Here is a 13566-nt window from a genome sequence, read left to right on the forward strand (position 1 = left end):
GCCGCCCACCGGTCGCGTACCGGTGGGCGGCGGCCCGCTGTGGCGCGCGAGGGGCTCAGTCGTTGGGCACCGTCTCGTAGCGCGGCGTGTTCTCCTCCATCTGTCGCAGGGCGTCCTTGCGGTCCCGCTTGGAGAGCCGGTCGATGTAGAGGTAGCCGTAGAGGTGGTCCGTCTCGTGCTGGAGGCAGCGCGCGAAGTAGCCGGTGCCCCGCACCTTGATCGGGTTGCCCTGGGCGTCCTGGCCGCGCACCTCGGCGTAGTCCGGGCGGGCCAGCGACGCGTACGCGGTGGGCACCGAGAGGCAGCCCTCGTTCGAGTCGTCCAGGTTGCGACGCTCGGCGGGCAGCTCGACCAGGACCGGGTTGCAGACGACACCGACATGCCGCACGCCCTCGTCGTCCATGCAGTCGTAGACGAAGACCTTGCGGTCCACGCCGATCTGGTTCGCGGCCAGACCCACGCCCTCGGCCGCCCGCTGGCTGGCGAACATGTCGTCCACCAGCGCGGCCAGCTCGTCGTCGAAGGCGGTGACGTCCTGGCACTCCCGGTGCAGCACCGGGTTGCCCACGACGGTGATCGGCCGGGCCGTGCCGCGCTCGCGGTACGCCTGCTCCCGCTCCGCACAGTCCTGGGTGTCGACGACGAACCCGTCCTCCACCTCCGGCACTGAGGACCCCTCGTTCACCTGCTGGTCGGTCTCTTGCTGCGCCATGGTCCGCCGTAAGCCTTCCTGGAATCCCTGCTTCGTCGCCCTACAGGGTACGGGCATCGCCGAGCGCCCGGCCCGTGATCACCTGCCTCGCCCCTCGGCCGGGGCCGTGCGGGGGTGGGCGGCGAAGCGCGACGGGTGGGTGGTGTGACGGGTGGGAGCGGGGGTGCGCGGCCGGGGCCACGGCGTCGGGAACGGGAGGGGTGGCGAGGCGGAGGGCGGGGCGGGCCCGACGGCCCGGCGTACGCCCGGGTCAGCAGACCTCTTCCAGGTCCCGCCACTCGCGGGTGTCCGGGCTGTCCGCGACCCAGCCGTCCAGCAGCCCGCGCACCAGCCCGGCCGGGGCCGCGATGCCGCACTCGCGCTCGGGGACCCACAGCGAACCGGAGCCCGCCGTGCGGTGGCCGAGCGGGCCGGGGTGGCCCGGTTCGCTGTGGTCGTGCGGGTCCAGGTGCTCGCCGTCGCCCTCGTCGCTCGGCATGCGGCTCTCGGAACAGGAGCGACACAGCAGCCGCACCGAGGAGGACCAGTCCTCGGCCGCGAACCCGGCGTCGGCGGCCAGCCGCTCCAGCGCGTCCCGGTCGGTCTCCCGGGCGGCCTCGATCAGCACGACCCAGGTCGGCACGGGCGAGGGTGCCCACAGCTCGATCTCGTCGAAGACCGGGTAGGAGGGCCCGGCGGCGGTGGTGCGCTCCCCGTGCGGGACGCCGTCGTGCAGGACGACCTCGCCCCAGCGCCGGCCCGAGGACGGCAGCGGGATGCTCAGCACCTCGATCCGGGCCGGGTCCAGCCGACGGCCCCAGACGACCTCGGCCTCCCCCTCGGGCGAGAGCCGCACCGCCGCGCTGCCCAGGTCCATGTCGACCGGGGCGCTGGCCGGACCGGAGGTGACCGCCTGGTCACCGCGCGTCTTGAGCCCGTACGCCTGCCAGGCCCGACGGGCCAGCGGCCAGTCCTGGAGGGCGGTGGCCGCGATGCCCACGTTCCACCAGTCGGGGGCCCCGGAGTCGCGGTCCAGGAGGGCGACCGCACGCAGTCCGGCGGCGCGCGCCTGCTCCCAGTCGTGACGGAACTTGTGCAGCAGGGCCAGGTTGAACCAGGACTCGGAGAGCCACGGCTCCAGATCGACGGCGCGCGTCAGCAGCGCGCCCGCGTCCTCGTACCGGCCGTCGCCGATGAGCGTGAACGCGCGGTCGGTGGCCTGCCGCCAGGAGGCGGATGGCCGGCGCCGCACCTTGCCGAAGATCCTCACGATTCCCGCCTGCCGATTGCTGCGTCATTCGCGCCGGTGCCCTTGCGGGTGGCGTCGCCCTCCCTGACGACAACCTGCCACATCTTCACGGACATCTCAGCCCGGCCCCTGCGATTGCCTCGGAGCGGAGCATGCGCTACTTCTCTCCTTGCCGCTGGCCAGCGCCGCGACACCCCCTTCTCCGCATCCAACCATGCCCAATCGGGGCCCCGCTCATTACCCACCGGTTGTGACAAGGGCCTGTCACACGGAGTCCCCGGAGACCGTACGGCGGCCCGACTACCGCGAGACATCCGGGGTACGAAAGGTGAATTTCGCTGTGCGGTATCAGGCGTGCGGGGGGTGCCGTAGGACCCGGGCCAGCGCCGCCACCACGGTCGGGTCGTACTCCCGCTCCGTGCCCAGCCACAGCCGTTCCATCGCCCGCCGCGACCCGCGGGGAACCTCGTCACCCCCGTCGGACCCCGCCATGGCGTACGCGCTCACGCGCCCCGGGGCCCCGCGCGATGGGCCACCACCCGCCCGACCCGGCTGTGCGGCCGGGGGCGCGCCAAGATCACCCGTGAGATCCGCGTACGCGTTGACCACCCGGATCACCCGCGCCGACAGCGGCTGCTCGCGGTACGGGGCGGCCTGTCGCTCCACCGCGTCCACCACCTCGACGGGCAGGCCGACGCGGCGCACGACGGCCCCCGCGAGCAGGGCGAGGCGCCGGGCCTCCGGGGCCGGCAGCGACTCCGTCGCACCGCCCGGATACGGCTCCATCAGCGAGAGTTGACCCACGTCGTGCAGGAGGGCCGCATCCTCGATGACGGCCAGGGCGGGCTCGACCAGGCCCAACTCCCGGCCCACCGAACGCCCGAGCGCGGCGACCCGACGCGCATGGCCGGCCGGGGTGTAGCCGGCGATCTCCGGGGCGCGGGCCAGCGCGGCGACTGTCTGCCGGCCGGTGGCCCGCACGGCCGCGCGCCGGCGCACCGCCAACTGCGCCAGCAGCGGCGGCACCCCGCAGACCGGCACCGCCCACGCGCCGGCCACGTCCACGGCCAGCGCCAGCACCACCGCCGTGACACACACCGCAACCCGCACCCGCGCGTGCCCACTCCCCGACAGCGCGTACGCTCCGCCCGCGCGCGCCCGCGCGAGGAGGACCGCCAGCCCCGCGTCGGCGAGCACGGCAAGCGCCAGGAGGACGAGCAAGGAGGGTACGGCGAAGGGCTCGTGCGCGGTACGCGAACCCAACGGGATGACCCGGTCCAGGAGTTGGCCACCGAACGCGGCGACACCGGTCGCCAACACGCGGCGCACGACGCGGTCGGGGTCGGCCGAACGGCCGAGCGCGAGGGGCGGGACGAGGCCGAGCAGGCTGCCGGCGACGACCACCGCGACGGCCTGCGCCCCACCGAACGCCCCGGGCTCGAACGCCCCGCCCCCAACGGCCCCTTCGTCGCCCGCCACCAGGCCGAGCAGCACGTAGCCGAGGGCCGCCGCCGTGGCCAGCGGGGCCACCTCCCGACCGCGCGCCGGCGGCGCCACGGAATGGCGGGCCGCCTCCCCGGCGGCGACCAGCAGGCCGAACCCGAGCGCCACGCCCGGCCCGTGCACCCCACACCAGGCCGTCCAGCCGAGCGCGGCGACGGAGAGCGCGGCGGCGGCGCCGTAGGCGACCGCGACGCCACCACCGGGGTAACGCCCAACTCCCCACCACCCCCGACGCACAGCCCCGCGCACCACTCGCCCGGGTCGCCCCGCCGCATCCGCCCCGTACGCCGCGGGCCCGCGCGCCGATCCCGGCGCGGGCCTCTCAACCTCGCCCATCACTCCGCCGGGCACGACGCGCCGCGTGCGCCGCGGCGGTCACCGGCCGCGCGGCGCCGCCGTACGGCAACGCCCTCGCGCCGGGCCGCCCGGAGGCATCCGACTCACCCGCCGCCTCGCTTCCCACCTCGCCCGACCACCCCTCGACCCGCCCGCGAGCCGACCCCGCACAGACGTCGAGCCCGACGGCAGAACCCCACAACTCCCTTACGCCTTCGCCAAGTTGAGTGCTCTCCTCGTGCGGGTCGACGGCGCGGGCCGCATCGTCGCGGTCCCGGCACGCCGTACCGCACGGCCTGTCGTACGCCGCCTCGCACGCGGGGCCGTACGCGGCGCCCGGATAGGCCGCTCCCACGGCGACGCACCCGTCCAGGGGTTCGCACGGGCCGCGGGGGTCGCGCGGATCGCCGTGTTCGTAAGAACGGCCACGGCCCTGGCGATCGCGCGAGTGCCCGCCGGCGGGCGGGCCACCGGGGCCACGGCCCCCACCCGACTCGGCCCCGCCGGCACCCACGCCGGCGACAGTGCCGGTACCGGCGGCGCCGGTCAGGCTGCCGCGCTCGCGCGTCCGGTCGGTCGCGGCCCACGCGTCCGCGCGTCCGGCGCCCTGGACGGCCGCCACCCTCGCGCAGGTCGCGCCGGCGCCCTCGGCCACCTCCGCCGTCGCGGCGGCTTCGGTCTCCCAGCCGTGTCGGTCCAGCGCGCGAGCGAGGGCACGCACCATGCGGGGGTCGAACTGCGAGCCCGCGCAGCGCCGGAGCTCCTCGACGGCGGCGGGCACCGGGCGCGCGCGGCGGTAGCTGCGCGTCGAGGTCATCGCGTCGAAGGCGTCCGCGACCGCCACCACCCGCGCCACCTCGGGAATGTCCCGCCCGGCCAGGCCGTGCGGATATCCGCTGCCGTCCAGCCGTTCGTGGTGGTGCAGGACCGCCGTCCTGGCCTCGTCCAGGCACGCGATGCCCCGCACCATCGCGTCCCCGTGCTCCGGGTGCAGCTCGATCACGCGCCGCTCCCCCGGGGTCAGCGGGCCGTTCTTGCACAGCACGCGGGTCGGTACGCCGAGCTTGCCCACGTCGTGCAGCACCCCGGCCACCCGCAGCACCTCCAGCCGCTCCGCCCCCATGCCCAGCTCGCGGGCGATCAACACCGCCGCCTCTCCCACGCGTTCGCCGTGCCCGCGCGTGTAACGGTCCTTGAGGTCGACGGCCTGCGTGAGCGCGTGCACGGCCCGCTGCCGCGCGACCCGCTCCCGGGGCCAGGCGCCCAGGGCCCGGCCGGCGAGGGCGATCGGCACCAGCACCAGCAGCGCGGCCGGCGGCCCGTACGGGCTGTGCCACAACACCGCCATCACCAGCCCCACCAGCCCGTGCACGACATACGCGGCCCCGGAACAGCCCAGGTCCCGACGTTTCTCCCGGTCCCACCGCCGACCGCGTCGGCCGGCCGCGCGCCGCGCCCCGTGCTCCAGCCCGGTCAGCGACAACCAGCAGGCGAGCACCGCGCCGGCGGCGGGCGCCAGCGCGCGGGGCAGGTCGGCGGTCACGAGGGCGGTCGGTCCGCCGGTCGCGGCGAAGGCCGTGGCGCTGGCGTACGCGGCGAGCGCGAGCCGTGCGAGGTGCCAGCCACGAGCGGTCGGCGTCGACCCCCCGCCGGAAGCCGTCGGGCCGGCCCGGACCACGAGGGCGCCGGGGAGGGTGGCCAGCGCCGCGGTGGCGGGTGGCAACAGGAAGGCCCCGGCCAGGAGCGCGGGGCCACCCCAGTCGAAGGGCGGGCCGCTGGTCGGGGCGGCGGGGGTCTCGCGCGGGGCGCGACGGATCGCGGCCTGACAGCCCGCGTATCCGAGCGCGAGCAGCGCCACCGACAGCCAGCCGGGCGCGCCGGGGCGCGCTGGAGGCTCGGCGGGATCGAGGCCAAGGGTGGCGGCCGGGTCGCTGGCCAGGGCAGGAGCGGCGCACAAGGCCGCCACGCAGACCGCGCCGACGATATAGAGGCGCGCGGCTTGCGGAAGCGCCCGCACGGTCCCCACCTCCCCCGTTCGTAACGGCTCGACGTCAGGTTGGGGAGGATAGGACGGCTCCGCGACAAAAACGCCCACTCGGGTGGAATCAGTCGCCCGGCGGGAACAGATACACCCCTTCGAGTGAAAGACAGGTGGCGCAGGGGTGGCGCACTGGACGCCACCCGGCCGTGTATTCGAGACGAGCCCGACGGCGTACCGCGACCGACCTACGCGGGGCCGCGAGTGCTCACGGGCAGGCCGTACGCCGCCGGCGAGCGGGACGGGGCCGTCAGGCACCCACCCGACGGCCGTCCACCGGGCAGCCCGGCCACCCGTCGCGCCACCCGGCTCCGGAGACGGCCGCGCACACCACGTCGCGCCGCCGACGCGGCCCGCGCCGGGCGACCGTGCGCCGGCACACACCCGGCCGCCCTCACGCCCCGACGCCGAGGACGCCACCTCGAACCGGCCCCCGCGCCGGCCGTCCCTCATATGCGGGCGGCAACTACCTGACAACTATGAGGAGTTGCAACGGCCGACGGGCTGGGCAGGAGTGAGGAGGGTGAGCGACGACGCGACTCCCGTGACCGCGGCGCACCGCGGACGCGGAGACACCGACAGCACACGGGAGGCGTGTGAGGCGAGAGTGAGGGCCGGGGCGATGGGCGCCGGCGATGAGTACGAACTCGGGTGGTTCAGTCGCGGGCGGCGGACTCCGGACCGCTGTCGACCGTCCCGGTGGCGGGCGCCGCGCGCAGCGGCTGGGCCGAGGCGGCCTGGGTCGACGCGGCGGCGGACGCGGCACCGGACGCCGAAGCCGTGCCGGCAGCCGAAGCGGAACCGGCGGCCGAGGCCGGGTCGACCGCGCCCCGCTCGGAGGCTCCGGGGATGCGGTGCATGGGACGGCCGGGGCCCGTCTCCAACACGGCCCGGTCGGGCACGACCTCGCCGGCCCTTATCAGCTCGATCCGGCCCATGACCTTCGAGCGCAGGTCGGCGGGCACGTCGTCGTGGCCGCAGCAGCGCTTGACGAGCTTCTTCACCGCCTGCTCCAGGCCGTACTTCTCCAGGCACGGCGAGCACGCGTCGATGTGCACCTCGAACTTGGCGCAGTCACCGTCGGGCATCTCGTGGTCGAGGAACTCGTACAGGTGGTCGAGGACCTCAGAGCAGTCCGTCTCGTGCGGGTCTCCGCAGCTCATGAGCCCGAGCCTTTCCGATCGTGCGACTCTTCCCCTGACGGTGCCGGGGAGACCCCACTCGACACAGCCCCCGCGCCCGCCGGCACCAGCCCGCGACCCCGGGCGTAGTCCTCCAGCAGACCGCGCAGTTGGCGGCGCCCACGGTGCAGTCGGGACATCACCGTACCGATGGGTGTCCCCATGATGTCCGCGATCTCCTTGTAGGCAAAGCCCTCAACGTCGGCGAGATACACCGCGATGCGGAATTCCTCGGGGATCGCCTGCAGGGCGGCCTTCACGTCGGAGTCCGGCAGGTGGTCGAGCGCCTGGGACTCGGCGGAGCGCAGTCCGGTGGACATGTGCGACTCGGCGCGCGCGAGCTGCCAGTCCTCGATCTCCTCGGCGGCGCTGCGCTGTGGTTCGCGCTGCTTTTTGCGATAGGAGTTGATGAAGGTGTTGGTCAGGATGCGGTACAGCCACGCCTTGAGGTTGGTGCCCTCGCGGAACTGGTGGAAGGACGCGTACGCCTTCGCGTAGGTCTCCTGCACGAGGTCCTCGGCGTCCGCCGGGTTACGCGTCATGCGCAGCGCGGCCGAATACATCTGGTCCAGGAAGGTGAGGGCATCCCGCTCGAAACGGGCGTTCCGCTCGGCCACGGTCTCGTTCGCGCCCGCTGCCGCGTCGGCCTGGGCGGTCTCGTCCTCGGCGTGGCTGACCTGGGCCGCGGCCCCGTACTGCGCCGCGTCGGTCGAGCCGTTCGTCGTGCCGTCGGTCCCCGCGTCCGTCCCAGTGACCGAACCCACCTCCTCCAACACCGTGGCGAAGCCCGGTGTGGACCCGCTTGAATCGGAGAATAGACGACGATCCGGTCCGCCCGCCGCTCCAGCCAGCGTCGACTGGTCGACCCGAAGCTGTGACCACGCCAGGTCGGCGGTCTGCGGACGGGACGGGCAAGCAAGCGAACCCATGCGGGGAACTCCCATTCCTCGTGCTGATGCCGCTACGTATCGATCCCTACGCCCCGCACAACGCCCGCACCCGGGTCCGCATTCCCGGCTCAGCCACCGATTCGATCGAGCCATTCCGCGACGGCTTCGGTGATCACCGTCAGCGTCTCCTCCTGGGTACGAGCCGCCCGCTTGGGCACCGCGAAGCCGTGGTCGGCCTCCGGAACGGTCACGATCTCCGTGTCCGTGGGGAACTCCTCCGGTCGTCCGAACGGGTCACGTCCCCCCTGCACCACCAGGGTCGGCAGCCCGGCGTCCAGCAGTTCGCCGGCCCGCGAGGAGGCCGGCTTGCCGGGCGGGTGGAGCGGAAAGGAGAGGGCGAGCACGGCCTCGGCTCCCAGCTCCCGCCCGGTGCGACAGGCCACCCGGGCGCCCGCGCTACGCCCGCCGGCGATCACCGGCAGCCCCGGCGCGGCCAGCGCCGGCCACACCGCCCGCCAGCCGACGTCCAACGTCTTCGGCGCGGGCGCCACCTTCTTCCCGGCCACCCGCCAGGGCTGCTCCACCAGCGCGACGCTCACACCGCGCGGGGGCAGGGCCGCCGCCAGCGCCGCCAGGTCGCGCGCCTCGATGCCACCGCCCGCCCCGTGCCCCAGGGCCAACACGGCGCGGGCCCGTGACGCCCGGTGCCAGGTGACGCGCGCGTCCCCGGCCGGGGTGGCCACGGTCTCGCTCCGCGCGGCGGGGTCGGCCCCGCCTCCCGCCTCGTTCGCTCTCGTCCGCATCCGCCCATCCTGCCGCGCGCCCCGACCCGGCCCTACGCCACCCGCCGGCCGCCACCCGATCCGCCCGGGCCCAAGCGAGCACCTCGCACCCGGCCACCACCCCGGGAGCGGTCAGCGGCCGACCGAACCGGACGGGCGCCCGCTGGCCGGGACGGGCGGGCCGGCCACCAGGCGGTTCAGCCAGCCGGCGGGACAGCCGCCGACAGCGTGGGCGGCGGCCGGTGGGGACGAGCGAGCCCCCGGGCGCCGGGCCCGACGCCGGGCCCGCTCCGGCGGACAGTCGGCGGACACCCGCCGGAAGGGCGCCGGAGCGGCGCTCAGAACAGCGTCTCCTCCTCCGGCGCCGCCAGCTCCTTCAGCAGCTCCGGGCCGTTGTTGCGCACGTTGCTCACCTCCGTGGTCACCGGGTAGGCCCGCAGCAGTCCGCCCGGCGGCGGCGCGAGCAGCGCGCGCAGGGACTCCTGGTCGGCGCGGGCCGGGTCGAGCCAGTCGGCCCAGCGGTCGGGGGTGAGCATCAGCGGCATGCGGGGGTGGATCTCCGCCAGCGACGCGGGCCCGGACGCGTCCGCCGCCCGGCCCGCCAGCGGCGTGGTCTCCGCCTCGGTCGTGATCACCGTGCAGGTGGCCCACCACGCCCGCGGGTGGTCGTCGGGCAGCGTGCGGTCCCGCCAGAACTCGTACAGCCCGGCCAGGGCCATCACCGAGCCGTCGGCCGGCGTGACGAAGTACGGCTGCTTGCGGGTCCGCTTCTTGCGGCCCCGCTCCTCCAGTTGCCGCTCGTCGGCGCTGGTCACCCACTCGTAGTAGCCGTCCGCCGGCACCAGGCAGCGGCGTGCCTCGAAGGCGCGGCGGTAGGACGGCTTCTCGTGCACGGTCTCCGCCCGCGCGTTGATCATCTTCGCCGCGCCCTCCGGCGACTTCGCCCACGAGGGCACCAGCCCCCAGCGCAGCGCGCGGAGCTGGCGGACCGGCGTGCGGTCGGCGGAGTGCTTGAGGGGCCGCTCCAGCACGGCGTAGACGCTCTTGGTCGGGGCCACGTTCCAGTCCGGGGCCAGCGCCTCGGTCGGCTCCCACGTGCCCACGTCGAACAGGTCGACCAGGTCCTCCGGCTTTCGGCTCGCCGCGTACCGTCCGCACATCTCGCTACAACCCCTCCGACCGCACCGTCTGCCCCACCCATGCTGCCGCACCCGGCCCGCGTTCCCCACGGCGAGCGCCCGGGCGAGCGCCCGGGGCCGGGGCCGGGCCGCGCGGATTGCGGACGAACCGCCGCATCTCCCGCGGGCGGCCCGTGCCGTCGGAACCGGAGTGCGCCCGGGGGCGTTTTTCCTACCGCCCGACCGGAGTGCCAGACTGCGTCACCACCGCGACCGGGCCCCGCCCCGGCCACCCGGTCGAGGACGAACCCCGTCTGATCGACCCTGACCGCGCCATCCCGACCGGTCACCGCCGACCGCTCACACCCGACCGTCACCGCCGACCACCGGCCCGCCCCGCCGAGCACCGCCCGCGCCACCCCGCACCGACCGGGACCAAGGAGTCGCCCCCGCATGGACAGCACCAGCGCAACCGAGCTGTGGGACCGCGTCCTTGGCACCCAACCCGACCCCTCCTCGTGGCTGGTGGCGATCACCGGCCTGGTCGCGCTCGCCACCGTGACCTCACGGCTGTCCTGGCGCGTGGCCCGCAACGCCATCACCATCGCCCACGAGGGCGGGCACGGGATCGTCGCACTCCTCAGCGGACGCCGGCTGGACGGCATACGCCTGCACTCGGACACCTCGGGGTTGACCGTCTCGCGTGGCAGGCCGACCGGTCTGGGCATGATCCTGACCGCCGCCGCCGGCTACACCGCGCCCTCGCTGCTCGGCCTCGGCGGGGCCTGGCTGCTGGCCGCCGGCCACATCACGGCGCTGCTGTGGGGGGCGAGTGCGCTGCTGGTCGCGATGCTGCTGATGATCCGCAATGCCTACGGGGTGCTGTCGGTCGTGGTCACCGGCGCGATCTTCCTCCTGGTCACCTGGCTCACCGAACCGGAGGTGCAGGCGGCGTTCGCGTACGGAGTGGTGTGGTTCCTGCTGCTCGGCGGGGTCAGGCCGCCGTTCGAGCTCCAGCGCAAGCGCCGGTACGGGCAGGCCAGGGACTCCGACCCGGACCAGCTCGCGCGGCTGACCCACGTACCGGCGGCGCTGTGGATGGGCCTCTTCCACACCGTCACGCTGTGCTCGCTGATCGGCGGCGGGCGCTGGCTGCTCGACCTGTGAGCGCCCTGGGTCCCGACCGCCTCCTATCAGTGCCGTGTTACGGAGGGGTTTCACCGCTTTTGATCGAGAATCGCCCTCCGGCGGAGCCACTAAAGTAAGGCTCATGACCGGCACTGAGACATTCCCGGATGACGCCCTCGCTCTCTGGCCCGCTCCGCTCGCGCACGGAGCGGTCGACGCGACCGTCACCGTGCCCGGTTCCAAGTCCGTCACCAACCGTGGCCTGGTCCTCGCCGCGCTGGCCGCCGAGCCCGGCTGGCTGCGCCGCCCGCTCCGCTCCCGCGACACCCTGCTGATGGCCGAGGCGCTGCGTGCCATGGGCGTCGGCGTCGAGGAGACCATCGCCTCCAACTCCGCCGCCTCCGACGAGCCCGGCTCCCCCGCCGGCGGCGAGGCGTGGCGTGTGATCCCCGCCGGGCTGCACGGCCCGGCCACCGTGGACGTGGGGAACGCCGGTACGGTCATGCGCTTCCTGCCGCCGGTCGCCGCCCTCGCCGACGGGCCGGTCCGCTTCGACGGCGACGCCCGTTCCCACGAGCGACCGCTGCACGGCGTGATCGACGCGCTGCGTGCCCTCGGCGCCCGGATCGACGACGACGGCCGGGGCGCGCTCCCGCTGACCGTGCACGGCAACGGCAGCATCGAGGGCGGCCCGGTCCGTATCGACGCCTCCTCCTCCTCGCAGTTCGTCAGCGCGCTGCTGCTCTCCGGCGCGCGCTTCAACCAGGGCGTCGAGGTGCGGCACGTGGGTTCCGCGCTGCCCTCCATGCCGCACATCCGGATGACCGTGGACATGCTGCGCGGCGCGGGCGCGGCCGTGGACACCCCGGAGGCGGGCGGCGAGCCCGACGTGTGGCGGGTGGCGCCGAGCGCGCTGCTCGGCCGCGACCTGGTGGTGGAGCCCGACCTGTCCAACGCGGCCCCCTTCCTGGCCGCCGCCCTGGTCACCGGTGGGCGGGTGACCATCCCCGACTGGCCCGAGCACACCACCCAGCCCGGTGACGCGCTGCGGGAGATCTTCACCGCGATGGGCGGCTCCTGCGAGCTGACCACCACCGCCGACGGCACCGCGCTGACCTTCGCCGGCACCGGCCGTGTCCGGGGCATCGACGTGGACCTGCACGAGGTGGGCGAGCTGAGCCCGGTGATCGCCGCCGTCGCCGCGCTCGCCGACTCCGAGTCGGTCCTGCGTGGCATCGCCCACCTGCGCCTGCACGAGACAGACCGACTGGCCGCGCTGGCCAAGGAGCTGAACGGGCTGGGCGGCGACGTCACCGAGACCGAGGACGGGCTGCGCATCCGCCCGCGCCCGCTGCACGGCGGCGTCTTCCACACCTACGAGGACCACCGGCTGGCCACCGCCGCGGCCGTGCTGGGCCTGACCGTCAGCGGTGTCCAGGTGGAGAACGTCGCCACCACCGCCAAGACCCTCCCCGACTTCCCCGGCCTGTGGACGGGGATGCTCGACCAGACAACCGGGGCGGCCCCGATGCCGAGAGGCTGAACGTTCGACATGCGCCGCTACGGAAAGCACACCGACGAGGACGATGTCCGCGTCCGCCCCGGTCGCCGGGGCAGCCGGCCCCGCTCCAGCATCCGGCCCAAGCACGAGGACGCCGCGCCCGGCTTCGTGCTCACCGTCGACCGGGGCCGGATCACCTGCCTGGTCGACGGTCGCAGCGTCCACGCCATGAAGGCCCGCGAACTGGGCCGCAAGGGCGTGGTGGTCGGCGACCAGGTCGCGGTGGTCGGCGACCTGTCCGGCGACAAGGACACCCTGGCCCGCATCGTGCGGGTCGAGCCGCGCAGCTCCGTGCTCCGCAGGACGGCGGACGACGACGACCCGTACGAGCGGGTGGTGGTCGCCAACGCCGACCAGCTCGCCATCGTCACCGCGCTGGCCGACCCAGAACCGCGCCCCCGGCTCATCGACCGCTGCCTGGTGGCCGCCTTCGACGCGGGCCTGGAACCGCTGCTCGTCCTCACCAAGTCGGATCTGGCCCCGGCCAAGGCCCTGTTGGCCACCTACGAACTGCTCGACGTGCCGCACGTGGTGACCAACCGCGACGAGCTGGCCGACGGCGCCGCCGCCGACCGGGTCCGGGAGCACCTGACCGGGCGGGTCACCGCCTTCGTCGGGCACTCCGGGGTCGGCAAGACGACGCTGGTCAACGCGCTGGTCCCGGCGCGCAAGCGGGCGACGGGACAGGTGAACGCGGTGACGGGACGCGGCCGGCACACCACGACCTCGGCGCTCGCGCTGCCGCTGCCCACCGGCAGCGGCTGGGTGATCGACACCCCCGGCGTGCGCTCCTTCGGGCTGCACCACGTGGACCCGGCCCGCGTCATCCACGCCTTCCCCGACCTGGAGGCGGGCACGGCCCAGTGTCCGCGCGCGTGCAGCCACGACGAGCCGGACTGCGCGCTGGACGCCTGGGTGGCCGAAGGGCACGCCGACGCGGACCGGCTCTACTCGCTGCGCCGGCTGCTCGCCACCCGTGAGCGCCGCGAGGGTGACTGATCCGGCCACCGGGGGCGACCACCGGGGCGAGGGGAACGCGCGTACGACGTTTGCCCGTTGATCTCCGAGGTACATGCTTCATCGCACGCG

10 protein-coding genes and 1 pseudogene are annotated in these 13566 nt (G+C 74.9%); 3 read left to right on the forward strand and 8 right to left on the reverse strand.

Annotated features, from left to right (window positions below; translation table 11 throughout):
* Nucleotides 1–55 precede the first annotated feature (55 nt).
* From def to ACFVFR_RS27005, 8 genes and pseudogenes are all read right to left on the reverse strand, one after another.
* Complete coding sequence (gene def / locus ACFVFR_RS26970) at nt 56–712, reverse strand: peptide deformylase (protein WP_383706255.1); 657 nt, start codon at nt 710–712, stop codon at nt 56–58.
* A 250-nt stretch (nt 713–962) separates the two neighbouring features.
* Entirely contained in the window at nt 963–1961 is a 999-nt protein-coding gene (locus ACFVFR_RS26975; protein WP_383706257.1) for a tetratricopeptide repeat protein, read from the reverse strand.
* A 327-nt stretch (nt 1962–2288) separates the two neighbouring features.
* Nucleotides 2289–3680: a metal-dependent phosphohydrolase gene (locus ACFVFR_RS26980; protein WP_383706259.1), complete on the reverse strand. Its 1392-nt coding sequence runs from the start codon at nt 3678–3680 to the stop codon at nt 2289–2291.
* An 85-nt stretch (nt 3681–3765) separates the two neighbouring features.
* The gene (locus tag ACFVFR_RS26985; RefSeq protein WP_383706261.1) at nt 3766–5796 is read right to left on the reverse strand and encodes an HD-GYP domain-containing protein; all 2031 of its coding nucleotides are present in this window, start codon (nt 5794–5796) and stop codon (nt 3766–3768) included.
* An 899-nt stretch (nt 5797–6695) separates the two neighbouring features.
* Nucleotides 6696–6980: pseudogene (rsrA, locus tag ACFVFR_RS26990) on the reverse strand (mycothiol system anti-sigma-R factor); the annotation flags it as partial.
* Nucleotides 6977–7927: a sigma-70 family RNA polymerase sigma factor gene (locus tag ACFVFR_RS26995; RefSeq protein ID WP_383706262.1), complete on the reverse strand. Its 951-nt coding sequence runs from the start codon at nt 7925–7927 to the stop codon at nt 6977–6979. The gene ACFVFR_RS26995 and the pseudogene rsrA, both read right to left, overlap by 4 nt.
* Nucleotides 7928–8016: 89 nt before the next feature.
* Nucleotides 8017–8691, reverse strand: coding sequence for an alpha/beta family hydrolase (locus tag ACFVFR_RS27000; protein ID WP_383706264.1), 675 nt, complete (start codon nt 8689–8691; stop codon nt 8017–8019).
* A gap of 317 nt (nt 8692–9008) precedes the next feature.
* A complete protein-coding gene (locus ACFVFR_RS27005) occupies nt 9009–9830 on the reverse strand; it encodes an SOS response-associated peptidase (RefSeq protein WP_383706266.1) in 822 nt (273 codons plus the stop codon).
* Nucleotides 9831–10241: 411 nt separating this feature from the next.
* On the opposite strand from ACFVFR_RS27005, the gene ACFVFR_RS27010 reads away from it, so the two are divergent.
* The 3 genes from ACFVFR_RS27010 to rsgA all read left to right on the forward strand — a co-directional run bounded on the left by ACFVFR_RS27010 (nt 10242) and on the right by rsgA (nt 13476).
* Entirely contained in the window at nt 10242–10955 is a 714-nt protein-coding gene (locus ACFVFR_RS27010) for a M50 family metallopeptidase (RefSeq protein WP_383706268.1), read from the forward strand.
* Nucleotides 10956–11058: 103 nt separating this feature from the next.
* Complete coding sequence (aroA, locus tag ACFVFR_RS27015; protein WP_383706270.1) at nt 11059–12459, forward strand: 3-phosphoshikimate 1-carboxyvinyltransferase; 1401 nt, start codon at nt 11059–11061, stop codon at nt 12457–12459.
* Between the two features lie 9 nt (nt 12460–12468).
* The gene (gene rsgA, locus ACFVFR_RS27020; protein WP_383706272.1) at nt 12469–13476 is read left to right on the forward strand and encodes a ribosome small subunit-dependent GTPase A; all 1008 of its coding nucleotides are present in this window, start codon (nt 12469–12471) and stop codon (nt 13474–13476) included.
* Nucleotides 13477–13566 lie beyond the last annotated feature (90 nt).

It is taken from the genome of Streptomyces sp. NPDC057702, assembly GCF_042799315.1.
Taxonomy (GTDB): Bacteria; Actinomycetota; Actinomycetes; order Streptomycetales; family Streptomycetaceae; genus Streptomyces.